This window comes from Kiritimatiellaceae bacterium, assembly GCA_013141415.1.
Lineage (GTDB): Bacteria > Verrucomicrobiota > Kiritimatiellia > Kiritimatiellales > Tichowtungiaceae > Tichowtungia.
Genome location: JABFQY010000005.1, coordinates 113,717 through 138,216 on the forward strand (window position 1 = coordinate 113,717; position 24,500 = coordinate 138,216).

Below are 24,500 nucleotides of genomic sequence, written 5' to 3' on the forward strand. Positions count from 1 at the left end.
CGCAGAATATTGAACAAGGAATATTGAATGTCGAAGGAAGAAAAGTTTGACCTTGAAGAACGGCTGATTGATTTTGCGGCACGTTGCATCAAGGTTGCGAATTCCTTGCCGAACACGCAGGCAGGTCTGCATCTGTCCGGACAACTGACGCGCAGCGGTACTTCGCCGGCTTTGAATTACGGGGAAGCGCAAGGTGCTGAATCCCGTAAGGATTTTGTTCACAAGATGAGAATCTGTCTGAAAGAGCTTCGGGAGACTCGCATCTGTCTGAGGATTATTATTCGTTCCGAGATGTTCAGTGAAGAAAAGCTTCAAGCGCTTATCGATGAAACCAATGAGCTGATTTCAATTTTTGTAACCAGTATTAAAACCGCAAAGGCGAATATGAACCGAACTTCGTAATTCGAAATTCCCTGTTCAATATTCGATATTTAAAAGGAGTAAAACCATGCCCAAGATTCAGAATGTTTGTCCCAAAGAAGTCCGCAAAGCGGGCGAAATCACTTTCAAGCCGATTCCGGTCAACCAGTACAAACCGGACTATAAGAAGGAAGTGAAAAAGTACGGCGTCGAGCGTCTGAAAAAGATGTACTACGACATGCTGGTTGTCCGCGAATTTGAAACCATGCTCAACCAAATCAAGGTGCAGGGCTCGTACGCGGGAATCGAATACAACCATCCCGGTCCGGCGCATCTTTCGATCGGTCAGGAAGCGGCCGCTGTCGGTCAGGCGGTTCACCTCACTACCGAAGACTACATCTTCGGCTCGCACCGCTCGCACGGCGAAATTCTCGCCAAGTGTCTCTCGGCGGTTTACCAGCTCGATGACGCTCAGCTTACCAAAATCATGGATGATTTTTTCGGCGGCGCCACGGTGAAGCCGGTGAAAGACGGCTCGCACAAGAGCGTCAAGGATCTCGCCGAAGATTTCGTACTCTACGGAACGCTGGCTGAAATTTTCGCCCGCCAGAACGGTTTCAATAAAGGTCTCGGCGGATCGATGCACGCGTTCTTTATTCCGTTTGGCTCTATGCCGAACAACGCGCTTGTCGGCGGCTCCGGCGACGTTTCTGTCGGCTCGGCACTCTTCAAGCTGATCAACCGCAAGCCCGGCATCGTCATCGCTAACATCGGCGACGCGTCGCTCGGTTGCGGCCCGGTCTGGGAAGGTTTCTGGATGGCCGCGATGGATCAGTACCGCACGCTGTGGGACAAGAGCTTCGGTGCGCCGCCGGTGCTGTTCAACATCATGAACAACCACTACGGCATGGGCGGACAGACCGCCGGCGAAACGATGGGCTACGGCATGGTCGCGCGCATCGGCGCCGGGATTAATCCGGAGCAGATGCACGCCGAGCGCGTGGACGGCTACAATCCGCTGGCCGTTGCCGACGCCACTGAACGGCAGAAAAATATTCTGCTCGAAGGCAAAGGCCCGGCGCTGCTCGACGTCGTCACCTACCGCATCTCCGGTCACTCACCGTCCGATGCTTCCTCCTACCGCTCCAAGGAAGAAATCGAAGCGTGGGAAGCCAACGACTGCGTCAAGCTGTTCGGTGAATACCTGATCAGCAACGGCGCACTGACCGCCGATGATGCTGCCGCGCTGAAAGCAACGGTTGTTGCCAAGGTCACCAAGACGCTCAAACTGGCCACCGACAAAACCGTTTCGCCGTACACCGATATCAACATCATCGAAGGTGTGATGTACTCCAACGGCAAGGTTGAAAAATTCGACGACCGCAAGCCGGACGTTCTGATGCCGATGGAAGAGAATCCGCGCGTCAAGAAGCTGGCCGGCAAAGCCCGCTATGCGTTCGACGCCGACGGCAAGCCGATCGGGGCCAACAAACTGTACACCTACCGCGACGGCATTTTTGAAGCGATGATTCACCGTTTCTACACCGATCCGACGATGATTGCGTACGGTGAAGAAAACCGTGACTGGGGCGGAGCGTTCGCTTGTTACAATGGTTTGACCGAAGCGATTCCGTATCACCGTCTGTTCAACTCGCCGATTTCCGAAGGCGCGATTGTCGGTTCCGCCTGCGGTTACGCGCTGAGCGGCGGCCGCGTCTGCGTCGAGCTGATGTATTGCGACTTCATGGGCCGCGCCGGTGACGAAATTTTCAACCAGATTTCCAAATGGCAGTCGATGTCCGCCGGTATCTTGAAGATGCCGCTGGTTCTGCGTATTTCTGTCGGTAACAAATACGGCGCGCAGCATTCGCAGGACTGGACCGCGATGGTTAATCACATTCCCGGCCTGAAGGTTTACTATCCCGCCACGACCTACGACGCAAAGGGTATGCTCAACCTCGCGCTGGCCGGAACCGACCCCGTTATCTTCTTTGAATCGCAGAAGACCTACGGCATCGGCGAAATGTTCGAGAAGAGCGGCGTACCGGAAGGCTACTACGAAACGCCGGAAGGCGAACCGGCTGTTCGTCGCGAAGGTAAAGACCTGACGATCATCACGGTCGGTCCGGTGCTTTACACCGGCATCAAGGCCGCTGACGCGCTGAAGGCCAAGTACGGCCTGGAAGCTGAAGTGATCGACCTGCGCTTCGTCAACCCGCTTAACTACGACAAGATCGTGGCGTCGGTGAAGAAGACCGGCCGCGTGCTGCTGGCGTCGGACTCTGTGGAGCGCGGAAGCGCGCTGCACAACATCGCCAACAATATTTCGCAGCTTTGCTTCGACCACCTCGACGCTCCGCCGGTTGTTGTCGGCGCCAAGAACTGGATTTCGCCCGCCGCCGAAATGGAAACGGATTATTATCCGCAGCCCGACTGGATGATCGATGCGATTCATCAGCGCATTCTGCCGCTGCCGGGCCATGTCGTGAAAAACAACTACACCACCGGCGAAATGCTGCGCGTTGCCCGCAAAGGAGTGTAAGCGAATGCAGGAAATCAATAATCACGTTCATTCGACTTACTCGTTCAGCCCTTACGCTCCGGCGGAAATTCCCGCCAAGGCGAAAGAGGCAGGGTTGGGTACGGTCGGAATTATGGATCATGATTCGGTTTCCGGTTGCGAAGAGTTTCTAGATGCGGCCAAGGCGGTCGGCATTGCCGCCACCGCCGGTTGCGAAATCCGCGTCAACATGGATGGCACGTTGGTGGAAGGGCGCAAGACCAACAATCCGGACGAACCGAACGTCAGCTATATCGCTTTTCACGGCATTCCGCGCACGCAGTTAAAAGCGGTCGAGAAATTCCTGAAACCGATTCACGACGCGCGGATCGCCCGTGATCGGAAAGAAGTTGGGTTGCTCAACGCGAAGCTGGCGAAACTCGGCGCACCGCAACTCGATTTCGACGCGGACGTGATGGCGATTTCCGAAGCGGCCAACGGCGGGTCGATTACCGAGCGCCACATTCTTTATGCGCTGTCGCTGAAACTGATCGCGGCGTATGGCAAAGGGCAGAAGTTGATCGATTTTGTCGAACAGCAGATGAAAATTCCAATGCCTGAAAAATTGAAAACGGTTCTGCTGGATATGAACAACCCGCATTACGCTTATGACCTGCTCGGCGTGTTCAAATCGGCGCTGGTTCCGGAGTTTTTCATCCTGTCCGATAAAGACGAATGCATCAACGTCGTCAATGCCGTCAAATTCGCTAACGACATCGGCGCGATTCCGGCTTACGCCTATCTGGGCGACGTTGGCGAATCGCCGACCGGCGACAAGAAGGCTGAAAAATTTGAGGACGACTATCTCGACGAGTTAGTGCCGGAGCTGAAAAAGATCGGCTTCAAGGCGATCACCTACATGCCGCCGCGCAACACCAAGCCGCAGTTGCTTCGTTTGCAGAAACTCTGTCAGGCAAATGGCCTGATGGAAATCAGCGGCGTGGACATCAACAGCTCGCGGCAGGAGTTCAACTGCCCGATTCTACTTGAGCCGGAATTTCGCCATTTGGTGGATGCGGCGTGGGCGCTCATTGCGCATGAAAAACTGGCGGCGGAAAATCCGCAGCTTGGGATTTTTAATCCGCAGAATCCGCTGGCTGCCCAGCCTTTGGAAAAACGCATCGCGAAATATGCAGACATTGGAATGCGAATTGACCACACCCAACCGGAAAGGGCGATCGAACTGATATGAACGCACTTGAAATTTCCCCGCTGTTGCGCGGCCTGACCTTTGACGGAGAAAAAGGCAATATCGTCGTCTTTAAAGACTGCATTGGAAATGCAGAGCTGAAATGCTCCGCCGAAAATCTGACGGCGCAGTTTAAGCCCGGAATGCGCTCGGTGAGCGTCGAAGGTGTTGGCGCTTTTCTGCTCGGCGAAGATTACGACGATGCGGTCACCGGAACTTCCAATGCTCGGAAAGCGACCGGCCGCGCGGCCGTGGTGAATAATAAGGTCTGCATAGTGACCGGCGGCGCGCAGGGCTTCGGCGAAGGAATCGTCCGCGAGCTGATCAAAAACGGTGCGCTCGTTTTTATTGCCGACATGAATGCGGACGGTGCGAAGAAGCTCGCTGCGAATCTTAATGCCGAAGCCGGACGCACGGTCGCCTTCGGCGTTGCCGTGAATGTGACCGATGAAGATTCCGTTAAAGCGATGGTGGATCAAATTGTTCTGACCGTCGGAGGCATCGATCTGTTCGTCAGCAACGCCGGTGTGCTGAAGGCCGGCAGCGTCAAAGAAATGACGCTCAAAGATTTCCGGTTTGTCACCGACGTGAACTATATCGGCTTTTTTCTTTGCACCAAACATGCCGCGCCGGTGATGGCGGCGATGAATAAGCCGACCGGGAAATATTTCACCGACATCGTGACGATCAGCTCTAAGTCGGCGCTGGAAGGCTCCAACAAGAACGGCGCTTATGCCGGTTCGAAATTCGGTTCCGTCGGCCTCGTGCAGAGCTTCGCCAAAGAGTTGGTGACCGATAACATCAAGGTCAACACCGTTTGCCCCGGCAACTTTTTTGACGGGCCGCTCTGGAGCGATCCGGAGCGAGGGCTGTTTGTTCAGTATCTGAATACCGGCAAGGTGCCGGGTGCGAAAACGGTGGTCGATGTCCGCCGGTTTTATGAAAAACAGGTTCCGATGAACCGCGGCTGTTTCGGCGACGACGTAACCAAAGCGATTCTTTACTCTGTGGAGCAGAAGTATGAAACGGGACAGGCAATTCCTGTGACCGGTGGACAGGTGATGTTGAACTGATTTTTAAAACAAGGAGCAATCATGAAAACCAAAGCAGTACGTTTATACGGCGAAAAAGATCTGAGACTCGAAGAATTTGATCTTCCGCCGATCAAGGATAATGAAATTCTGGCGCGGGTGGTTTCCGACTCTATCTGCATGTCCTCCTATAAAGAAGCGGGTCAGGGTTCGCGCCATCAGCGCGTACCGAAAGATATTGCAACGAACCCGGTCATCATCGGTCATGAGTTCTGCGGCGAAATTCTGGAGGTCGGATCCAAGTGGGCCGGACAGTTTAAGGTCGGTCAGAAATTTTCTATTCAGCCTGCAATAAACTATCCGCACGGCCCGGCTGGACTGCTGTCTGCTCCCGGCTATTCTTATCCGCACGTCGGCGGCGATGCACAGACGATCATTATTCCGAACGAGGTGATGGAAATGAATTGTCTGCTGCCGTTCAACGGCGAAGCGTATTATCACGGATCGCTGGCGGAACCGGTTTCCTGTATCGTCGGCGCATACCACGCCAATTATCACACCAAGCCCGGAACCTATGTTCATAATATGGGAATTGTAGAAGGCGGCGCCGTGGCGATTCTGGCTGGCGTCGGCCCGATGGGTTTGGGCGCGATTGATTATGCGATTCATTGCGACCGGAAACCCGCTCTCGTGGTGGTAACCGACATCGACACCACCCGGCTTCAGCGGGCGGCATCCATCTACACGGTGGAAGAGGCTGCGAAAAACGGCGTGAAACTGCTCTATGTGAATACAGCGGAAGAGGGACATGGAACCGACTATCTCAAGTCGCTGACCCCGAACGGCGCCGGATTCAACGATGTGTTTGTTTACGCGCCGGTCAAACCGGTCGTAGAGCAGGGCGATAAAATTCTGGCCTTCGACGGTTGCCTGAATTTCTTTGCCGGCCCGACCGATCCGGAATTTTCCGCTGGCTTCAATTTCTTCCGCGTTCACTATGCAGCGACCCATCTGGTCGGAACCACCGGAGGGAATACCGACGACATGCTTGAAGCGTTGAAGATGATGGAGGCCGGAGACTTGAATCCATCGACTATGATTACGCACGTCGGCGGACTGGATGCCGTTATCGAAACCACGCTCAACCTGCCGAAGATTCCCGGCGGCAAGAAGTTGATCTACACCGGTATTTCGATGCCGCTGACCGCACTGGCGGAACTGAAAGACAAAAACTGCCCGCTCTGCAAAAAGCTGGCGACGATTGTTGAAAAGCATAACGGACTCTGGAGTCCTGAGGCGGAGAAATATCTGCTCGCCAACGCTCCGACGATTTAATCCGCTGACGATTCAAAGAGAAAAGGCGCTTCGGATATTCCGGAGCGCCTTTTTTCATGTTGGACGTTGCAGTGTAAGCAGGGTGAAGCTGACGGTGACCGTCAGTTGATCGAGCCGCTGCACGCTAGCTTTTGCTTCCGGGCCGGAGCACCAGAAGATCGGCGTCATCTGGATCAGATCGGCGAGTTGCGCCGCGTCGAGTGTCTGCTGATAGCTCAACAGTTCCCGGTGCGTTTCCTTGAAGTGCGGCGCGCATTTGGCGGCGGCCTCATCGGCTTTTTTTTCGAAGTCACCGGCATTGGCCGTCAGCTGCGAACGCAGTTCAATCAAATGGTTCGGGCCGGGTACGCCGAGAATCAGTGCGCCATCGGGTTTTAGTACACGGACGAATTCGTCCGGATTACGCGGAGCGAGAACGCTGAGAATGACATCCATTGAGTGATCGGCGAACGGCAGTTTGCGCATTCCGTTGGCGACAATCCACTTTGCCTTTTTGTACCGCTTGGCCGCGCACCGGATAGCTTCTTTTGAAATATCCACGCCGAAAAATTGTCCATCGCGAGACTCGCTCAGTGCGCCGAGGAAATGACCTTCGCCGCAGCCGCAGTCGAGAATTGTCGATTGTGGATTGAGGATTGCTGATTGACGGATCAAGCCGGTGAGGGGATCAAAGGCGCCGGAATCGAGGAAACGGCGGCGCGCCTGAATCATATTGTCGTCGTCGCCGGGATGGCTGGAGCGCCGCTGGTGGCTGAGCAACAGATTCAGGTAGCCCTCTTTTGCCGGATCGAAGGTGTGGCCGTTTTCACAGCGACACTCCCGCCCGCTCCATGTCAGAGTTTTTTCGCAGGCTGGGCAAATGAGGGGTGATGGATTCATGCGGCGGAGATTTTAACCACGGAATACACTGAATACACAGAAGTATGTACATTCATTTGTTCCGTGTTTTCGGTGTATTCCGTGGTTAGCGATTTTTATTTTTCATGCTGGAACCGCGGTGAATGCTGGCTCGTCCAAACCTTTCGCGGATGCGGTCAACGGCGCGACTGAGACCTTCACGTTTTGTGGATGTTTGTTTGTTCGGGCTTTTGAATAGATCAAGTTGCGGAGCGTCGGCGGTACGGCGCAGTCCGCTGACGCCGAAGCCGATCAGTCGCACGGCGCTGTGCAGACTTTCTTTCCGGAACAGTTCGAGCGCGGTGTCGCGCAGAGTGATGTCGTCGCAGCAAGGCGGATCAAGCCGCCGCTGGCGGGTAATGGTGGAGAAATCGGTCCAGCGAAGTTTGATCTGCGCGGTAGCGGCATAATAACCGGCACGGCGCAGTCGCGTGCCGACTTTATCAGCCAGATCGAGCAGGGCGGCTTCGACCACTCCGGCATCGCACTGATCTTTGTCGAAGGTAATTTCGTTGGAGATACTTTTCTCTTCGCTGTCCGTCGTGAGTTCGCGGTCATCCATGCCGAACGCCAGCCTCAGGAAACTCGCGGCGGAATTGTCACCGATCCATGCGGCGAGCTTTTCCGGTGCGACGGTTTGGAGATCGCCGATGGTACGGATCTTGTGCGCGTCCAGAATTGCCTGCGTCTTTTTACCGGCGCCCCACATCCGTTTAACCGGTAACGGCGCGAGGAATGCGGCGATGAGTTTTTCCGAAGCCGGAACGACGGTGAGCCCGTCAGGTTTATTGAGATCGCTGGCGATTTTGGCGAGGAACATATTGGAGGCAACGCCGACGGAGCAGGTCAGCCCGGTTTCTTGCAGTACGGCGGTTTTAATTTTTTTGGCGATGGCTGGGCCGTCGCCGAAAAGATAGCGCGCACCGGTGACGTCGAGGAACGCTTCGTCGGATGAGAGCGGTTCGACCAGCGGCGTGAAGCGCCGGAAGATTTCCATGATCTGTCCCGATACTTCGTGGTAGCGCTTCATATTCGGCGGCAGAAAGACGGCGTGTGGGCAGAGTTTGAAGGCAGTGCGCGACGGCATGGCGGAATGGATGCCGAATTTGCGTGCCTCGTAGGAGCAGGTTGAAACCACGCCGCGCTTGTCCGGCGGCGAACCGATCACGACCGGTTTGCCCTTCAGTTCGGGATGGTCGTGCACCTCGACCGCCGCGAAAAAGGCGTCCATGTCGATATGAAGAATAGTTTTTTCAGACATCGGCGATGTGTTTAACACGTTTCCAACTTGTTGAAAACAAAGCTTCACGCTTTCGTCGCTGGACGGCTTGTCGGGAGGCTCATTACAGAACAATCAGGGAGTTTATTTTCTATAAAAACTTTGGTTTTTGCGAAGGGAGAGGAAAATGCGGGCATGCCGTGCGGATATTGCAAAGGCCGCCCGGTCGAAAACGAAAGGAAAAAAATGAAAATCAGCCAATGGATTATTACGGTCTCGGTCGCAACAGTTTGCGTTGCGGCGCAAGCGGCTCCGGTTGAGTGGGGCGGGCATTATTACGAGCTAATCGGTTCAAACGGAACGTGGGATCAGGCAAAAACGGCGGCAGAGAGCCTGAGCTACAGCGGATACATAGGCCATTTGGCAACGTTGAATTCAGAGGCGGAATTTAATTTCGTTAAATCCATGTCGGCTCTTGGTGCTTGGAATATCAGCTGGGTCGGCGCTCATAAAGTTGGTAGCGATTACGTCTGGGTCAATGGAGAAGGAACGGTTGACTTCTCGGGGTGGTCGACCAGTCCATGGGCGTCCGGACAGCCTGATGGTAATGTCGGCGTCGCAATAACCGGCAGCGGCTACGGGAGCAATCTCAGGACACAATCGGGAACTTGCGGCGAATACATGGTGGAATATGGGGCTGCCATTCCCGAGCCGGCGAGCGCACTGATGATCGGGCTGGGCGGTCTGCTGATCGCCGGATACCGCCGCTTCTTCGGTCGCGTCTAATCTGGTTCCAAACGTTGGAAGAACGCGCTCCGGAATTCCGGGGCGCTTTTTTATGCCTGTTTGGTCGAAGATTCGCGCAGGCCGACGGTGCGGTTGAATACGGGCTTCACTGAATCGGTGTCGATGTCGGCGCAGAAGTAGCCGATGCGTTCAAATTGGAATTTTTCGCCGGCCTTCGCCGCCGCCAGGCCGGGTTCAATGAAGCCGGTAATCACTTTGAGTGAATCGGGGTTCAGATATTCTTTGAAATCAGCTTCTTCGGCGGCGGGATTTTCACTGGTGAACAGGCGATCGTAGAGGCGTACTTCGGCTTTGATGCCGTGTACGGCGGAAACCCAGTGGATGGTGCCTTTGACTTTTCGTCCGTCAGGCGCATTGCCGCCTTTGGATTCAGGGTCGTGTGAACAGTGTAGTTCGGTGATGTTGCCGGAACCGTCTTTGACGACGTTTGTGCAAGTCACCAGATAAGCGCCGCGCAGGCGGACTTCGGTGCCGGGGGCGAGGCGGAAGAATTTTTTCGCTGGCTCTTCCATGAAGTCCTCGCGCTCGATGTAAATCTCACGGCTGAACGGAACCGTGCGAATGCCCATTTCCGGTTTGTTCGGATGGTTGGGCAGTTCGAATTCTTCGGTCTGTCCGGCGGGATAGCTGGTGATGACGACTTTAAGCGGATCGAGTACGGCCATGCGGCGCGGCGCGATTTCGTTGAGGTCGCTGCGGACATGGTGTTCGAGCAGGGCGACGTCGGTAAGGCTTTCGGTTTTGGTGATGCCGATTTCGGTGCAGAAGGCGCGGATGGCCTCGGGCGTGTAGCCGCGGCGGCGCATGCCGCAAACGGTCGGCATGCGCGGATCGTCCCAGCCGTTTACGAGATTTTCTTTTACCAGTTCGAGCAGCTTGCGTTTGCTCATGATGGTGTAAGTGAGGTTGAGGCGGGCGAATTCGTACTGGTGCGGCTGGTAGAGTTCGAGCGTTTCGAGAATCCAGTCGTAGAGCGGGCGGTGGACTTCAAATTCGAGCGTGCAGAGCGAGTGGGTGACGCCTTCGATGGAATCTTCGAGGCAATGGGCGAAGTCGTACATCGGATAGATGCACCATTTGTCACCGGTGTTGTGGTGGCTGGCGTGTTTGATGCGGTAGATGGCCGGGTCGCGCATGTGCAGGTTCGGTGAGGCCATGTCGATCTTGGCACGCAGAACGTAGGTGCCGTCGGCGAATTCGCCGTTTTTCATCCGATTGAAGAGGTCGATGTTTTCTTCGATGGAGCGGCTGCGGCCCGCCGGTTCTTTGCCGGGCAGGTGCGGCACGCCGCGGTATTCCTTGAAAGCATCGACGCTCAAATCGCAGACGTAGGCCTTGCCGAGCTTGATCAGTTCGACGGCGCATTCATACATGCGGTCGAAATAGTCGGATGCCCAAAAAAGGTTTTTGCCCCAGTCGAAGCCGAGCCAGCGGACATCGTTTTCAATCGCCTCGACGTATTCAGTATCTTCGGCGGTCGGGTTGGTGTCGTCGAAACGCAGGTGACAGCGTCCGCCGTATTTCAAGGCGGTGCCGAAGTCGAGGCAGATGGCTTTGGCGTGGCCGATATGCAAATAGCCGTTTGGTTCCGGCGGGAAGCGGGTGACGATCTCCGAGTGTTTTCCAGAGGCTAAATCCGCATCAATGATCTCATGAATAAAGTTGCTGCTCATAGTAATTCCTTAAAGGCAGTTATTTTTCTGCCCGATTTGACGCCGAATGGCAATCCTTTGCATGGAATATCGGACAGACCGTCCGGTTTTTAAAGTTGACTTATAAGGTGCTAATTAATTAAAACCCGTAAATCTGATAATGATTTGTTAGTTTAACTCGGAGGGTGGATTATGAAAATGTCAACCAAGGGTCGGTACGCGGTTCGTATTTTGCTCGGTATCGCCCGCTATCAGAAAAACGGGCCGGTTTCCAAAAAGATTGTTGCTGCGGAGGAATGCATCTCTGCCGACTATATTGAACAGATCATCGTTCCTCTCAAAAACGAAGGACTGGTGATTGGTCTGCGCGGCGTCAAAGGCGGGTTCGTGCTCGCCAAAGACCCTGCCAAAATCACGGTGTATGACATTCTCCGCGCTTCCGAAGGCGAAATGTCGCTGGTGGACTGCGCCCGTAATGACTGTAAAGGTCGTGACAAAAACCTTTGCGTAACCCGTCCGGTTTGGGAAGGTGCCTCACAGGTTCTTGAAGCCTATTTCTCAAAAATCACGCTCAAAGACCTGCTCAACAAAGAAGCGGATCTAATGAAAAACCGCGCCGCCAGTTACAGCATCTAAGCGAGGAATTTTAAAATGAAAATTTACGACAGCATAACGCAGACCATCGGCGGAACGCCGCTAATTCGGTTGAACCGTCTTGCCGCAGGACTCAAGGCAACCGTGGCGGTAAAACTGGAATCACGCAATCCGCTTGGCAGCGTCAAAGACCGTATCGGTATTGCGATGATCGAAGCGGCGGAAAAAAACGGTGATCTGAAACCCGGAGCAACCATCGTTGAGCCGACCAGCGGCAACACCGGCATCGCGCTGGCCTTCGCCGCCGCCGCCAAAGGCTACAAACTGATTCTCACCATGCCGGAAACCATGAGCATCGAGCGGCGCAAACTGCTCGCCGCGCTTGGCGCGGAGTTGATTCTCACGCCCGGCTCAGAAGGTATGCCGGGAGCGATCAAAAAAGCGGAAGCGCTGGTCGGAACACTGCCAGACGCATACATGCCGCAGCAGTTTGACAACGCCGCCAATCCCGAAATCCATCGCCAGACTACAGCGGTTGAAATCTGGAACGACACCGACGGCTCCGTTGATCTGTTCGTCGCGGGAGTCGGAACCGGCGGAACGCTCACCGGTGTCGGCAGTGCGCTCAAGAAGCGCAAAGCCTCCGTTAAGGTGGTTGCTGTTGAGCCGACTGACTCGCCTGTCATTTCCGGCGGCAAACCGGGTCCGCACAAAATTCAGGGAATCGGCGCGGGTTTTATACCGACCAACCTCGACACCAAACTGATCGACGAAGTGATGCTGATCAGCTCCGCCGATGCCGGAGCAACCGCGCGGCGCCTTGCCAAAGAAGAAGGAATCCTTTGCGGAATTTCTGCTGGCGGCAATGTCTGGGCCGCGCTTCAACTGGCTAAACGACCGGAGAATGAAGGTAAGCTGATCGTCACCGTCATTTGTGACAGCGGCGAGCGCTACCTTTCCACTTGGCTTTTCGACGAAGCTTGAGCCGAGGTACGATCCATTGATCTCCACTGAGCGGGCGGAACGCCGTAGCGTTTCCGGAATGCCCGGCTGAAATACAGAGGATCTGTGAATCCGCCCATACGGGCAATATCGCTGATCGGAAGAGATGACGCTTTAAGTAGCGTCTGAATCCGCTCGAACCGAACCTGCTCGATATATTCTTTGATCGAAATTCCGTAGCGCTTTTTAAAACTTCTGAACAGGGTGACTCGGCTGACCTGCAACGCATCGGCCAGCGTGTTTACGTTAGTAACGGTCTGTGGATTAAATTTGATGATCTGCCGAGCGGTTTCAGTGACATCACGTTTTAGAGACGGCGTATGACGTTCGCAGCGTTCTTTCAGCAATTCGAGAAGCTCCCATCCGGCACGTACGGCGGATATTCCGGAGACGGCTTCTTTCTCGAACTCCTGCTTCAGAATGTTCAACTTGATCCAGAATCGGTCGAAGTCTGACACGTTTAAAATCGGCTGATCTGCCGTTAGACCGATTTGTTCCAAAAGCGCATCAAGGCGGCTTCCAGAAATTAAGATATAGATGTAGTTCCACGGCTTTTCCGGATGGTCGTAATAATGGTAGTGCTCGCCCTTGCGGAAGATGAACAGGTCGCCGCGCTTTGCTTCATAGGCGATTCCGTTGTGCAGAACGGTTCCTTCTCCTTCCAGCACGGCATGAATGGCTGTGATTGCTGCGACCTGTTCCCACTTAAAGTTCCCAAGGCTCTGAAAGGTCGCCAGCGTGGTTAGGAAAACATCGGCATCGGCAGGGAACGGACTTCCTGCAGGATGGATCTGCTGGTCGAATGTGTCTGTCGTTCTCTGTATCATTTATCCATATCTGTAAAACATAAATCCTGTCGCTTCAACCAATATAACATGATTAACGTATGCGATTTCTAGTTGTCGCCAGTTGTATTGGTGAAACAAAATTAATAGCAGGAGTGCCCTATGGAGCTGATGTCGATTGACGGAATTGATGACTTGGAGATGCGCTTGAAACGTCAGGATGCGTTTTGGGACTGTGAAATTTTGGATAGAGCCTGTGTGACGATGAGCTGCCAAAAAAAGGAAGAAATTCCCCTTCCTGTGAGCCATCATGCAACCTGTAAAGATTGGTGGATGGACGCGGAGTTCCGGGCCCAACAGGCAAAGAGGATCGCGCAAAATAGAGTGTATATGGGAGATGCGTTACCTTGTGCTTTTCCGAATCTCGGTCCGGACTTTTTCCCGGCAATTTACGGCGGTGAAATTATTTTTGAAGCCAGTACGTCATACATCAAGCCGTTCCTGAACGATTGGGCGGATGCGGATGGATTGAAACTGTCCGGCGAGAATCCATACTGGGAAAAAATGGAAGAGCTCTATGCGGCGTACATCGAAGCCGGGAAGAACACCTTTTACACCGGCTGGCCGGACCTCCATCCTGGAGCGGACTGCCTCGTTGGATTTCGCGGACCGCAGAATTTGGCCATTGATCTGTTTGACGACCCGGATGCCGTGAAGAAAGAGCTGAAAAAGGTCACCGCTGATTTTTTCAAAACGTATGAGCACTACTACAAAAAGCTGAGTTCCGCCGGACAGGCCTGTACCGGCTGGCCGGGAATCGTGTCCACCCGCCGGTGGCATGTGCCGTCCAACGATTTTTCCTACATGATCAGCCCGGAACAGTTTAACGAATTTTTTCTCGAGGGACTTCGGGAAGAGTGCAATTACTTCGACGCCTCAATCTACCATTTGGACGGAGTCGGCAGCTTGCGACATCTGGACCGCCTGCTGGAAATCAAAACGCTAAACGCGATTCAATGGGTGTGGGGCGCCGGACGCGGCGAAGTGACGGACTGGATCGGTGTCTTTAAGAAAGTTCAGGCCGCTGGAAAAGGAGTTCAACTTTTTCATGTGTACCCGCAGCATCTGGATGTGCTGATCGAAAATCTTCGTCCCGAAGGGGTCTGGATGGGAGTCTGCGGAATTGAGTCAGAAGAGCATGGCGCGGCGGTTCTGAAAAAAATAAACCGTTGGAAATAGTCGCTGGTGATGGCAGAACCTGTTTGAGAAGCCCGAAAAATCTTTCGCTTCGGCATCAAACAGTCTAAAAACTCCGCCATGAGTACGTCTTTTGCCAATGTACCGCTTCAATGGGTCGGGCCGGTCAAAATCGCCGGGCCGGAAATTGATATCGAAACCGAACTGCCGCTGGCGACCTACGAAACGCCGCTGTTCGCTTCCGTCAACCGCGGCGCGCGCGTCGCTACCGCCTCCGGCGGAATCAAAGCGGTCGTCATCGATGAACGGATGAGCCGTTCGGTTCTATTCGAAGCGCCGGACGCCATCGTCGCTTTCCAATGTCTGGAAAAAATTAAAGCAGAATTTCCGAAGTTTGGAACCGTCGTCGCCACGACCAGCCGCTTTGCCAAACTGATCGACATGCATTCGCAGATCGCGGGCAACCTGCTTTTTATCCGCTTCGAGTTCACCACTGGCGACGCCTCCGGCCATAACATGGTCACCTTCGCCAGCGAAGCGCTGATGACCCGTATTCTTGAACTTTGCCCGGCGCTGAAATACGAATCGATCTCCGGCAACTTCTGCTCCGACAAAAAAGCCACCGGCGTCAATGGCATTCTCGGGCGCGGCAAATATGTCGTTGCCGAACTGACCGTTCCCGGAAAACTGGTTCAGAAATATCTGAAAAGCACGCCGGAAAAAATCGTCCAGCTCAACATCCGAAAAAACCTGATCGGCACCATGCTGGCGGGCGGACTGCGCTCCGCCAACGCGCACTACGCCAACATGCTGCTGGCCTTCTATCTCGCCACCGGCCAGGATGCCGCCAACATCATCGAAGGTTCGCAGGGCGTCACGCAGGCGGAAGTCCGCAACGGCGATCTCTGGTTTTCCGTCACCATTCCCAACCTGATCGTCGGCACGGTCGGCAACGGCAAAGGACTTCCGTTCGTCGAAGAAGTGATGCAGAAACTCGGTTGCCGCGAAGAACGCGAACCGGGCGCCAACGCCCGCCGCCTTGCCCTCATCTGCTCCGCCGCCGTTCTCTGCGGCGAACTTTCCCTCATGGCCGCGCTCACCAATCCCGGCGAACTCATGGCCGCTCACCGCAAGCTGGAAAGAAAGGGTTGAAAACACGTCAAGTTCAAGATGTGCAGAAGATATAACCCCAGTTAGTTTATAAAGAGGCAATATGGTCAAATTTTTAAGATGGCGGTTGTGGTGTGTATTGTTAGGTGTATTTCTCGCCGCAGATATAGGTTGTGGTGAGGAAAATACTCAGGCCTTTGGCATCAGCTGGTCTCAAGTCCATGTTCCAGAGGGATATATTGTGTTGGTAAAAAATACTTCTGATGTCGGAGCCATCAAATTCATCACCAGCACGAATAACAACATACGGTTCTTATTTTATGAGAAAGAATCCAGTGCAGAATATGAGTGGTGCTCTTTTGACAAAAGAAAAACCGTTGCGGATAGAGGGCGGAAATGTTTGGCCGAGTCTGGATTGCGATTTATTGCCAAGCTAAGCTTTTCATTAGGAGAAGAGCATGTTGATTTTAAGTCGTTTAAATTTCGCTGGAATTATCCGTCAGTTGTTTGGTTTGGAACCACGGCAAGAGATAGTGGAATAAAATTTGCGCCAACTGCCTGGACGCAGTTTGAGCAAGTGGATTTAAATGACAAGAGACTAAAATGGTTCGAGTACGATGTGCTAAGGACAAATAATCTGGTGTTGTCGTTGGATCGACTTCCGGGAGGAAGCGGAAGTTTATAGTATTTTTGGCTGTGGGGTGCCGTGAGGCAACGGAATTTTATGAGCGAACTTGAGAAACGGAAAGTGGAGCACGTTAAGATCGTCGCGCAGAAGGATCCTATTTCATGAATAACGAGCTGCACCTAAGCCAGAGCCTTTTTTCCGAAATCAGATCGCTGATCGAGCAGGGTCGCCAGCAGGTGGCGGTGACGGTTAACGCCGCGATGACGCTGTTGTACTGGCAGGTCGGCAAGCGGCTTAATGACGAGGTGCTGAAGGATCGGCGGGCGGAATACGGACAACATGTGGTTGCCGCCTTGTCGCAGCAATTGACGGCGGAGTACGGTAAAGGCTGGAGCAAGCGGCATTTACATCATTGTCTCCGCTTTGCGGAGACTTTTCCCGATCCTCAAATTGTGAACGCACTGCGTACACAATTGAGCTGGACCCATATTCGAACCATCCTTCCGATTGACGATGAGCTGAAGCGGACGTTTTATATTGAGATGTGCAGGTTTGAGAAATGGAGCACACGGACGCTTGAGGAGCGCATTCAATCCATGCTTTTCGAGCGTACGGCGATCAGTAAAAAGCCGGAAGAGACCATTCAGCGTGAACTTCAGCAACTGGGTGCCACGGGTCAGATTACCCCCGACCTAGTGTTTCGCGACCCGTATTTCTTGGATTTCCTCGATTTGAAGGATAGCTATTCGGAGAAAGACCTTGAGTCGGCAATTACCGCCGAGTTGCAACGGTTTATCACCGAGCTGGGCAGCGACTTTGCCTTTATGGCCCGGCAGAAGCGGATCCCGATTGACAGCCGCGACTATTACTTAGATTTGCTTTTTTATCACCGTCGGCTTAAGGCGCTTGTGGCGATTGATTTGAAGCTTGGCGAGTTTGATGCTGCCTATAAAGGCCAGATGGAGCTGTATCTGGCGTGGCTCGAAAAACACGAATCGGTTGAGGGTGAGAATTCACCCATCGGACTGATTCTGTGTGCGGGGAAAAATCCGGAGCATGTCGAGCTGTTACAATTGCACAAGAGTAATATCAAAGTAGCCGACTACTTTACCATTCTGCCTTCCAAAGAGGTGTTGCTGGATAAATATCACAAAGCGATTGCCATTGCCCGCAACAGCATGACCTTGCGGGGCGAAAGGGAAGAATCATGAGCGAACTTGAGAAACGGAAAGTGGAGCACGTTAAGATCGTCGCGCAGAAGGACGAGATGGATCGCCGCAAGTTTTACTTCGACGAGATCCGTCTGACGCACCGCGCACTGCCGGAGATTGATCTGAAGGCGATTGATCCGTCGGTCGAGTTCATGGGCAAGAAACTTTCGTTCCCGTTGCTGATTTCGTCGATGACCGGCGGCGGCGATAAGCTGTTCCGGAAGATCAATACCAACCTCGCCGCCGCCGCCGAAGCCGAAGGCGTGGCGATGGGCGTCGGTTCCCAGCGTATCTTTTTCACCGAGCCGACGGCCAAATCCAGTTTTGATCTTCGCCACGTCGCGCCGACGACGCTGCTGTTTTCCAATCTCGGTGCGGTACAGCTCAATGAAGACATGACACTCCAGCACGCCCGCGCCGTGGTGCAGATTCTAAAGGCCGACGCGCTTTGTTTGCATTTGAATCCGTTGCAGGAAGCGGTTCAGCCGGGCGGCGACACCAATTTCTCCAATCTTCAGAAAAAGATCGGCGAGATTGTTCGGGGACTCGAAGTGCCGGTGATCGTCAAAGAAGTCGGCGCGGGAATTTCCGCCGCCGATGCCGAACTGCTGATTGATGCCGGTGTGAAATATATCGACGTCGCCGGTTCGGGTGGAACGTCATGGAGCCGCGTCGAAGGTGAACGCAGTAACGATCCGTCGCTCGGCGAACTTTTTCAGGACTGGGGCATTCCAACTCCGATGGCTCTTAAGCAGCTCGCCCCGCTTAATGTCACATTGATTGCGTCCGGCGGCATCCGCTCCGGCGTGGATATGGCGAAGGCGGTCATTCTCGGCGCGTCGCTCTGCGGACTGGCCCGCCCGTTCCTGAATCCGGCCATGGAGTCGGCAGAAGCCGTCCGTGTCGTGATTCAAAAACTGAAGCGCGAGTTTGTCACCGCGATGTTTCTGCTCGGCGCGGATCGTGTCGAAAAAATCCAAGGCCATGACGCGTTGATTGTAAAGTAGGACAGGCTTCCAGCCTGTCCAGGAGATGTTGAATCTAAAAGGGAATAGACAGGCTGGAAGCCTGTCCTACGTTAAAACAATGAAAACCGGCATCGACCAGATTTCGTTTTACACCTCGCAGTATTTTCTCGATCTGAAGACACTGGCGACGGCGCGTGGTATTGATTCGGAAAAATTTTATACCGGCATCGGTCAGGAGAAGATGGGGATTCCGCCGCCGGACGAAGATGTCGTTACGATGGCCGCCAGCGCGGCTTTTCCGCTGAAACAGCAAGGCGCGCTGGATGGCGTCGAGGCGCTGCTGTTTGCCACCGAAAGCGGTATTGACCAGTCGAAGGCTGCCGGAATGTTTGTCCACGGACTGCTCGGTCTGCCGGAGCGTTGTCGTGTGGTCGAACTGAAACAGGCCTGCTACAGCGCGACCGCCGCACTGCGGTTGGCGATGGGGCTCGTCGCCATGAAGCCGAAGAGCAAAGTGCTGGTGATCGCTTCCGACGTCGCCCGCTATGAACTCGGCAGTCCCGGTGAATCGACGCAGGGATGCGGCGCGGTCGCTTTCACGGTTTCCGCCGATCCGCGTCTGCTGGCGATTGATCCTGAGGCCGGATTCTACGCCGATGATGTGATGGATTTCTGGCGGCCCAACTATCTTTCTGAGGCGCTGGTGGACGGCAAGTATTCGACGCTGGTTTACATTAAAGCGTTGCTGGAGTCGTGGAGGCAGTACGCCGCTGAGAGCGGCCGCTCGCTGAATGACTTCGCCCGCTTCTGCTACCACATTCCGTTCACCCGCATGGCCGAAAAGGCGCACCAGAAACTGGCGAAGGGCACTTCGGATGACGAACTGAAAAAGGTCATCGGTGAATCGCTGATCTACAGCAGGCAGGCGGGCAACTGTTACTCCGCGTCGCTTTACGTCGGGTTGGCTTCACTGCTCGATAACGCGGCGGAGGATCTGGGCGGAAAACGGATCGGGCTTTACAGCTACGGTTCCGGCTGCGTCGGTGAGTTTTTCAGCGGCGTTGTGCAGAAGAACTACCGTGACGCGCTGTTTGCTGGCCAGCACCGGCAGATGCTTGCCGGACGCACGGAGCTGACGTTCCAGCAGTACGAAGACATTTACCATTACGGCATTCCGACCGACGGCGGCGAACATACGTTCCCGCAGTACCGCACCGGGCCGTTCCGTTTTGCCGGTATGCAGGGACATAAGCGCATTTACGCCAAGGCCCGGATTTGATTTAATACGGCCAGATGAAAGCCATTGCCCCAGGTAAACTGATTTTGAGCGGCGAGCATTCCGTGGTGTACGGAAAACCGGCCGTCGCGATGGCGATTGACCGCAGTGTGACCGCCACCATCGAAGATTCCGACGACGGACAGATTTCTTTCGAGATGCAGGGCGTCAGCGAACGCGATTCGTTCACGATGCTGGCGCTTCAGGATTTCAAGCGTCGGGCGCTTTACAACTATCATCTTTTTCTTGAAGGCAAGATGGGTATTCGCGATGTGCTGCACAAACCGGTCGATCTTTTCAAATTCGGCTTCATCACCGTGCTCGACGGACTGCACCGCTCGCTTGAGACCGGCATAGTCATTAAACTCAAGTCGAGCATTCCGGTAGGCAGCGGAATGGGATCGTCCGCCGCATCGGTACTGAGCGAACTGCGTGCGCTCGGCCACTACCTGCGCGTCGACTTCAAGCCGGAGTGGTATTATGAGTTCAGTCTGGAAGCCGAAAAACTCCAGCATGGGCATCCCAGCGGCGTGGATTCTTATATTTCGCTTTACGGCGGATGCGCCGCATTTCAGAACGGCACGGCCCGTTCCGTACCGCTTCCGCGTATGAAAATGTATCTGGTCGAAACCGGCACGCCGGAAGCGACCACCGGCGAATGTGTCGTGCAGGTCAAAGAGCAGTTCCAGAACGACCTGATCTGGAATGATTTTGAAGCGGTCACCAATGAAGTCGAAAAAGCGGTGCGCGAAAATAACAGCGCGCTGATGCGGTCGCTGCTTCGCGAAAATCACCGGCTGCTTTGCCGCATTGGCGTCGTGCCGCAAAAGGTTCAGCAGTTCGTCGCCGACGTCGAAACGGCGGGCGGCGCGGCGAAAATTTGCGGCGCGGGTTCGATCCGCGGACAGAGCGGCGGAGTGGTGCTGGTGCTGGCCGACTTTATGCCGACCACACTTGCGACCAAATACGGCTACAACGTTTCGCCGGTGCGCGGAGACCCTCTCGGGACGAGAATTGTATGATTGGCGATTTAAGATTTTCGATTTTGGAATGAACAACCAATCATCAATCACCAATCATCAATCATCAATCTGGGCTTCCGCTCCCGGAAGCCTGATGTTGCTGGGCGAACACGCCGTACTCCATGGCCGCCGTGCGCTGGTTTGCGCCATCAATAAACGAATCACTGTTTCATTCTCAACAATTGATAAACGGATTCTTCGGATTGTTTCAGACCTTGGAAGTTACGAAGCGCCGCTCGGCGCACTGGCTGATCATCCCGATTTCCGCTTCGTGCTGGATGCCGTGAAGCAGTATCCGCTGACGCAGGGAATCGAACTGAAAATCGAATCGGAGTTTTCGAGCGATATCGGCTTTGGTTCATCTGCGGCCGTCACCGTTGCAACCCACGCCGTGCTGATGCATTTTCCGAGGTCTCGGACCTCGGCTACAAAAATTCAGGCTGAAAATTGTAGGGCGGGGGCCGTGACCCCGCCTTTCGATAAGGATGAGTTATTCAAACGTTCGCTGGCGACGATTCATCGTGTGCAAGGACGCGGTTCCGGCGCGGATGTGGCGGCGAGCGTTTTCGGTGGCGTGGTGGCCTATCGTGCCGCGCCCTTCGAGAATCCTCAGGGCAGGCCGTTGGAGATTGTTCCGCTGACGGGATCATTTCAGCTGACGGCGGTTTATTCCGGCTCCAAGATGAAAACGGCGGATGTGATTCGCTATCTCGAAGAGCGCCGCGCGCTGAACGCCGATTATTTTGAAAAGATATTCGACCGGATGGACGCCAGCGTCGGTGAGGTGATTGACGATTTTTCGCAATTGGGCCGGATGCTGATTCTGAATCAGAAGCTGATGGAAGAGATGGGCCTCTGCAACGCCGCGCTGTCGGAAATTATTCAGGAGTTCCGCGATCTGAAAGTCCCCGCCAAAATTTCCGGCTCAGGACTCGGCGATTGCGCTGTCGGCTTAAGCGAAATTCCGAAGTTTGGAAGGTTTCAAACGTATAACCTGCAAGTCGATTCACGCGGCGTTTTATAATGTTACCGGAACAGGGAGCGGTGTAGCAGGATTCCAAACCTTAGGGAGATTTCTCCTATGGTTTGATAAAAAAACGTAGACGCGACGCCCTCGTCGCGTTCATCTCTGTAGGGGAAACGCGACGAGGGCGTCGCGTCTACAGGACTAACCGTTAATCCACGCCCGGATATGTTCGGGCAGGGCGGTGACGGCGGTGACTTCGACTTCAACATCGATTCCGCTGGAGGTCGGTACGCGAACCCGGCTGCCGGCTTTGGTTCCTGCAAGCGCTTTGGCCATGCCGGCCTGCGATGAAATGATGTGCAGGGTTTCGTCCTGGTCCCATTCGCCGAGGATGTAATAGTTTTCGCGGTTGCCGTCGGCGTAAACGAGTTCAACCCCGGTGGCGATTCCGACGACGTCGCACGGGAAGCCGGTGAAGTCGGTCGGTTTCACTTCGTCGAGAGCTTTCTGCAGTTCTTCGGCCTGCAGGCTGAGCAGGCGCTGTTTTTCTTTGGCGAATTTGAACTCGGAGTTTTCGCGCAGGTCGCCGTAGCTGCGGGCCAGTTCGATCTCTTTGGAGTTTTCCGGGATTTCTTTTTTGAGGATGTGCTCGAACTGATCTTTCTTTGCCTGATAGCTGCGTGGTGAGGTGATGCGCGGGTTCTTTTCTTTTGGCGCGGCGTTGGTTTTCTTGAGTACGATTTCGTGCAGGTCGGGGCAAATCTTGATGGTTTTGGCCTGTAACGACTGGCGATCGAGTTTGCTCCATGCGGGAGAATCACTGATGCGGCGCATAAAGTCGCGGCGCTGGGAGTCGCTCATGGCGGCGAGGATGCTCTTGAGTGAATCGTTGTCTTCGATCTGTTCACGGAGCTGGTTCTGTGCGCGCAGGGCGGCGCCGCAGTGTTCCTGTTCGATCAGTTCAATGGTCTGGAAGGCGAGGTCGGCCTTGTCGGTGAGCTGCCAGCCTGCGGCGCGTTCTTCATTACGCAGAATCCAAAGAAGCAGAGCCGGACTGCATGCCCGACGACGAACGGTGTCGCGAATCTGTCCGGTCAGTTCGGTTTCTGCACCGTTGCGGATGAGTGCTTCGATGGTTTCGTTGAGCGCGGTGGTGCCGAATTCGGGCAGGCGGCGAAGCAGGAAACTGCGGGCGGTTTCAGACGCGGTGAAGAGACGGCTGATGAAGGCCTGCATAAAGCGGGACGGGAGTTCTTCGAGCAGGGCGGGCAGGTCGTCACGTCCGGCCAGCTTGGTCAGTTCTGCGGTACAGTCCACGCTTTCGGGTTCGACGCCGAGCTGTTCGGCATAAACCAGCGCCTGGGCAATCCATCCGGGCTGGTTAAGCGATCCGCCTTTAACGGCGAAGGCGAGGCGGTTAGCGATTGCTTCTTTCATGTACGATTCAAGAGTCTGGAATTTCTGCGCCTGAATTTCTTCCAACCCCTGGAAAACGGCAGGCATGTCGCGTTCGGCTTTGAATTTTTCGAACCAGATTTGATCGTAGGCCTTGGCTTTGCGGCGCAGACGCAGCGGATCGGTACGTTTGGATGGAATTTCGATTAACGGATCGTTTTTGAGATCTTTGCGGGCGGCATCCCAGAATTTTTTCCAGTCGGCTTCCGTGGCGATCAAGTCGGGCATGAAATGATCCTGAATCAGATTGAGCGAGAGCGGGCCGTAACTGCGCAGAGTCATGCGGATGATTTCGGCGGGATTCTCCTTCATCAGCCGGACGAATTCGTCGGGGTTATTGTGACGAACAGCCATCAGGTGATCGTCGGTGAGAACGTCGAGTGCGTCGGCGGCGTAGGAGAAGGCCAGTTCATGGTCACCTTTCTTTTCGAAAGAGACTTCGACCTTTTGATAGAACGGGTCAACGCGGTTGACGATTCCGAAGCCCCAGGTTTTGTTATAGCAGAGCATTCCTTTTTTCATGGAGCGCAAATGTTTCAGGCGCAAAAAAGCCTCTTCGGTGGAAGAGGCTTTTTCGAAGGCGGGTTCGATGAACTTCTGCTCTTTGCGGCTGGTTGCCAGAATGTGCAGGAGTTCTTTCTGCGCAATGGCAGGGGAGGTGCCTTGTTTAAGGGCGAGCCATTCGTAGGCGGCGACGGCTTCGTCGAGCAGTTTCCGGTCGATCAAGGTATCCTTGAGCAGTTCGCCCCATTCGACGGCGCGGACTTCCTTGCCGTCGGCGCAGAGGGCGTCGAGCTGTTCGAGCAGATCGGCGCAGGGAACGGTTTCGGCTTCGAGTTGGGCGAGCAGTTGTTCTTCGGTCAGAGCCATGGTTTTTCCTCCTTGACCCTTCGACTCGCCCTCCAAGGTGATGGAGTGCTCGCTCAGGATAACCTTACGGCGCGTCAAAGGGTCAACCTTGAGCCAGGCGCATCGCGCCGCGCCGAAACCTTGGCAACTACCACAATTGCCAAGGCGCTTATTGTTTCGGCAATAAGCGGGTTAAAATGGTCAGACACCATACGCCTTCCCGCCGGTCTGGCAAAGCCAAACATCATGTTTTCCTGCGGCGTTTCAGACTCCTGAGGTTTGGCAGAAACTGGGCTGTTGTGTCGGGGCAGACCTTTCGAATTGAGGCAGGGTAAATGCATGGCTTTTTCCGGCGAAATATACTATACGTAAAGAGAGCGGGGGTT

22 protein-coding genes are annotated in these 24,500 nt (G+C 54.5%); 16 read left to right on the plus strand and 6 right to left on the minus strand.

The genetic code is table 11. The annotated features are described in order from the left end of the window. Positions 1-27: 27 nt before the first annotated feature. From HOO88_07665 to HOO88_07685, 5 genes are read left to right on the plus strand one after another with little or no spacing between them, the layout of a single operon-like run. Positions 28-402: a four helix bundle protein gene (locus tag HOO88_07665; protein NOU36631.1), complete on the plus strand. Its 375-nt coding sequence runs from the start codon at positions 28-30 to the stop codon at positions 400-402. A gap of 46 nt (positions 403-448) precedes the next feature. Then, positions 449-2,902, plus strand: a complete 2,454-nt coding sequence (locus tag HOO88_07670; GenBank protein NOU36632.1) for a dehydrogenase — start codon at positions 449-451, stop codon at positions 2,900-2,902. A gap of 4 nt (positions 2,903-2,906) precedes the next feature. Beyond that, positions 2,907-4,112 carry a PHP domain-containing protein gene (locus HOO88_07675; GenBank protein ID NOU36633.1) on the plus strand — a complete coding sequence of 402 codons (1,206 nt, stop codon included), beginning with the start codon at positions 2,907-2,909 and terminating at the stop codon, positions 4,110-4,112. Continuing rightward, positions 4,109-5,182, plus strand: a complete 1,074-nt coding sequence (locus HOO88_07680; GenBank protein NOU36634.1) for an SDR family NAD(P)-dependent oxidoreductase — start codon at positions 4,109-4,111, stop codon at positions 5,180-5,182. Before HOO88_07675 ends, HOO88_07680 begins: the two co-directional genes overlap by 4 nt. A 21-nt stretch (positions 5,183-5,203) precedes the next feature. Beyond that, positions 5,204-6,475 carry a zinc-binding dehydrogenase gene (locus HOO88_07685; GenBank protein ID NOU36635.1) on the plus strand — a complete coding sequence of 424 codons (1,272 nt, stop codon included), beginning with the start codon at positions 5,204-5,206 and terminating at the stop codon, positions 6,473-6,475. Between the two features lie 54 nt (positions 6,476-6,529). Here the strand turns inward: HOO88_07685 and HOO88_07690 are convergent, their stop codons facing one another. Beyond that, positions 6,530-7,354: a methyltransferase domain-containing protein gene (locus HOO88_07690; GenBank protein NOU36636.1), complete on the minus strand. Its 825-nt coding sequence runs from the start codon at positions 7,352-7,354 to the stop codon at positions 6,530-6,532. 85 nt (positions 7,355-7,439) lie between these two features. After that, complete coding sequence (gene dinB, locus HOO88_07695; GenBank protein NOU36637.1) at positions 7,440-8,633, minus strand: DNA polymerase IV; 1,194 nt, start codon at positions 8,631-8,633, stop codon at positions 7,440-7,442. Between the two features lie 204 nt (positions 8,634-8,837). Here dinB and HOO88_07700 point away from each other — a divergent pair, with 204 nt between their 5' ends. Then, positions 8,838-9,377 (plus strand): hypothetical protein, encoded by a 540-nt coding sequence (locus tag HOO88_07700; protein ID NOU36638.1) that lies wholly within the window; start codon positions 8,838-8,840, stop codon positions 9,375-9,377. Positions 9,378-9,427: 50 nt separating this feature from the next. Here HOO88_07700 and HOO88_07705 read toward each other — a convergent pair whose 3' ends face one another. Then, positions 9,428-11,071, minus strand: a complete 1,644-nt coding sequence (locus tag HOO88_07705; GenBank protein NOU36639.1) for a glutamine--tRNA ligase/YqeY domain fusion protein — start codon at positions 11,069-11,071, stop codon at positions 9,428-9,430. Positions 11,072-11,242: 171 nt separating this feature from the next. Here HOO88_07705 and HOO88_07710 point away from each other — a divergent pair, with 171 nt between their 5' ends. Together HOO88_07710 and cysK are read left to right on the plus strand one after the other, a co-directional pair. Continuing rightward, a complete protein-coding gene (locus tag HOO88_07710) occupies positions 11,243-11,686 on the plus strand; it encodes an Rrf2 family transcriptional regulator (protein NOU36640.1) in 444 nt (147 codons plus the stop codon). Positions 11,687-11,701: 15 nt separating this feature from the next. Beyond that, positions 11,702-12,628: a cysteine synthase A gene (gene cysK, locus HOO88_07715; protein NOU36641.1), complete on the plus strand. Its 927-nt coding sequence runs from the start codon at positions 11,702-11,704 to the stop codon at positions 12,626-12,628. On the opposite strand, the gene HOO88_07720 is transcribed toward cysK, so the two are convergent. After that, positions 12,595-13,473 (minus strand): AraC family transcriptional regulator, encoded by an 879-nt coding sequence (locus HOO88_07720; GenBank protein NOU36642.1) that lies wholly within the window; start codon positions 13,471-13,473, stop codon positions 12,595-12,597. The genes cysK and HOO88_07720 overlap by 34 nt on opposite strands. A gap of 348 nt (positions 13,474-13,821) precedes the next feature. Here HOO88_07720 and HOO88_07725 point away from each other — a divergent pair, with 348 nt between their 5' ends. The 8 genes from HOO88_07725 to HOO88_07760 all read left to right on the plus strand — a co-directional run bounded on the left by HOO88_07725 (position 13,822) and on the right by HOO88_07760 (position 21,867). Continuing rightward, on the plus strand, positions 13,822-14,670 hold the full coding sequence (locus HOO88_07725) for a trimethylamine corrinoid protein 2 (GenBank protein ID NOU36643.1): 849 nt from the start codon (positions 13,822-13,824) through the stop codon (positions 14,668-14,670). 78 nt (positions 14,671-14,748) lie between these two features. Beyond that, positions 14,749-15,780 carry a hydroxymethylglutaryl-CoA reductase gene (locus HOO88_07730; protein NOU36644.1) on the plus strand — a complete coding sequence of 344 codons (1,032 nt, stop codon included), beginning with the start codon at positions 14,749-14,751 and terminating at the stop codon, positions 15,778-15,780. 61 nt (positions 15,781-15,841) lie between these two features. Continuing rightward, positions 15,842-16,423, plus strand: coding sequence for a hypothetical protein (locus tag HOO88_07735; GenBank protein NOU36645.1), 582 nt, complete (start codon positions 15,842-15,844; stop codon positions 16,421-16,423). Positions 16,424-16,527: 104 nt separating this feature from the next. Beyond that, entirely contained in the window at positions 16,528-17,577 is a 1,050-nt protein-coding gene (locus tag HOO88_07740; protein NOU36646.1) for a DUF1016 domain-containing protein, read from the plus strand. Further along, the gene (locus HOO88_07745; protein NOU36647.1) at positions 17,574-18,584 is read left to right on the plus strand and encodes a type 2 isopentenyl-diphosphate Delta-isomerase; all 1,011 of its coding nucleotides are present in this window, start codon (positions 17,574-17,576) and stop codon (positions 18,582-18,584) included. Before HOO88_07740 ends, HOO88_07745 begins: the two co-directional genes overlap by 4 nt. A 79-nt stretch (positions 18,585-18,663) precedes the next feature. Beyond that, positions 18,664-19,824 carry a hydroxymethylglutaryl-CoA synthase gene (locus tag HOO88_07750; protein NOU36648.1) on the plus strand — a complete coding sequence of 387 codons (1,161 nt, stop codon included), beginning with the start codon at positions 18,664-18,666 and terminating at the stop codon, positions 19,822-19,824. Between the two features lie 14 nt (positions 19,825-19,838). Further along, positions 19,839-20,843 (plus strand): mevalonate kinase, encoded by a 1,005-nt coding sequence (mvk, locus tag HOO88_07755; GenBank protein ID NOU36649.1) that lies wholly within the window; start codon positions 19,839-19,841, stop codon positions 20,841-20,843. Between the two features lie 28 nt (positions 20,844-20,871). After that, on the plus strand, positions 20,872-21,867 hold the full coding sequence (locus HOO88_07760) for a GHMP kinase (GenBank protein NOU36650.1): 996 nt from the start codon (positions 20,872-20,874) through the stop codon (positions 21,865-21,867). A 144-nt stretch (positions 21,868-22,011) separates the two neighbouring features. Here HOO88_07760 and HOO88_07765 read toward each other — a convergent pair whose 3' ends face one another. Together HOO88_07765 and HOO88_07770 are read right to left on the minus strand one after the other, a co-directional pair. Continuing rightward, complete coding sequence (locus HOO88_07765) at positions 22,012-24,135, minus strand: hypothetical protein (protein NOU36651.1); 2,124 nt, start codon at positions 24,133-24,135, stop codon at positions 22,012-22,014. Between the two features lie 74 nt (positions 24,136-24,209). Further along, the gene (locus HOO88_07770; GenBank protein NOU36652.1) at positions 24,210-24,455 is read right to left on the minus strand and encodes a hypothetical protein; all 246 of its coding nucleotides are present in this window, start codon (positions 24,453-24,455) and stop codon (positions 24,210-24,212) included. Positions 24,456-24,500 lie beyond the last annotated feature (45 nt).

Bases quoted from the DNA above. Each gene is read 5' to 3' on its own strand.
- HOO88_07710 (NOU36640.1), top strand. From the start codon at position 11,243: ATGAAAATGTCAACCAAGGGTCGGTACGCGGTTCGTATTTTGCTCGGT.
- HOO88_07675 (NOU36633.1), top strand. From the start codon at position 2,907: ATGCAGGAAATCAATAATCACGTTCATTCGACTTACTCGTTCAGCCCT.
- dinB (NOU36637.1), bottom strand. From the start codon at position 8,633: ATGTCTGAAAAAACTATTCTTCATATCGACATGGACGCCTTTTTCGCG.
- HOO88_07730 (NOU36644.1), top strand. From the start codon at position 14,749: ATGAGTACGTCTTTTGCCAATGTACCGCTTCAATGGGTCGGGCCGGTC.
- HOO88_07670 (NOU36632.1), top strand. From the start codon at position 449: ATGCCCAAGATTCAGAATGTTTGTCCCAAAGAAGTCCGCAAAGCGGGC.
- HOO88_07720 (NOU36642.1), bottom strand. From the start codon at position 13,473: ATGATACAGAGAACGACAGACACATTCGACCAGCAGATCCATCCTGCA.
- HOO88_07760 (NOU36650.1), top strand. From the start codon at position 20,872: ATGAACAACCAATCATCAATCACCAATCATCAATCATCAATCTGGGCT.
- HOO88_07690 (NOU36636.1), bottom strand. From the start codon at position 7,354: ATGAATCCATCACCCCTCATTTGCCCAGCCTGCGAAAAAACTCTGACA.
- HOO88_07680 (NOU36634.1), top strand. From the start codon at position 4,109: ATGAACGCACTTGAAATTTCCCCGCTGTTGCGCGGCCTGACCTTTGAC.
- HOO88_07700 (NOU36638.1), top strand. From the start codon at position 8,838: ATGAAAATCAGCCAATGGATTATTACGGTCTCGGTCGCAACAGTTTGC.
- HOO88_07725 (NOU36643.1), top strand. From the start codon at position 13,822: ATGGGAGATGCGTTACCTTGTGCTTTTCCGAATCTCGGTCCGGACTTT.
- mvk (NOU36649.1), top strand. From the start codon at position 19,839: ATGAAAGCCATTGCCCCAGGTAAACTGATTTTGAGCGGCGAGCATTCC.
- HOO88_07665 (NOU36631.1), top strand. From the start codon at position 28: ATGTCGAAGGAAGAAAAGTTTGACCTTGAAGAACGGCTGATTGATTTT.
- HOO88_07745 (NOU36647.1), top strand. From the start codon at position 17,574: ATGAGCGAACTTGAGAAACGGAAAGTGGAGCACGTTAAGATCGTCGCG.
- HOO88_07685 (NOU36635.1), top strand. From the start codon at position 5,204: ATGAAAACCAAAGCAGTACGTTTATACGGCGAAAAAGATCTGAGACTC.
- HOO88_07735 (NOU36645.1), top strand. From the start codon at position 15,842: ATGGTCAAATTTTTAAGATGGCGGTTGTGGTGTGTATTGTTAGGTGTA.
- HOO88_07740 (NOU36646.1), top strand. From the start codon at position 16,528: ATGAATAACGAGCTGCACCTAAGCCAGAGCCTTTTTTCCGAAATCAGA.
- HOO88_07750 (NOU36648.1), top strand. From the start codon at position 18,664: ATGAAAACCGGCATCGACCAGATTTCGTTTTACACCTCGCAGTATTTT.
- HOO88_07705 (NOU36639.1), bottom strand. From the start codon at position 11,071: ATGAGCAGCAACTTTATTCATGAGATCATTGATGCGGATTTAGCCTCT.
- HOO88_07770 (NOU36652.1), bottom strand. From the start codon at position 24,455: ATGCATTTACCCTGCCTCAATTCGAAAGGTCTGCCCCGACACAACAGC.
- cysK (NOU36641.1), top strand. From the start codon at position 11,702: ATGAAAATTTACGACAGCATAACGCAGACCATCGGCGGAACGCCGCTA.
- HOO88_07765 (NOU36651.1), bottom strand. From the start codon at position 24,135: ATGGCTCTGACCGAAGAACAACTGCTCGCCCAACTCGAAGCCGAAACC.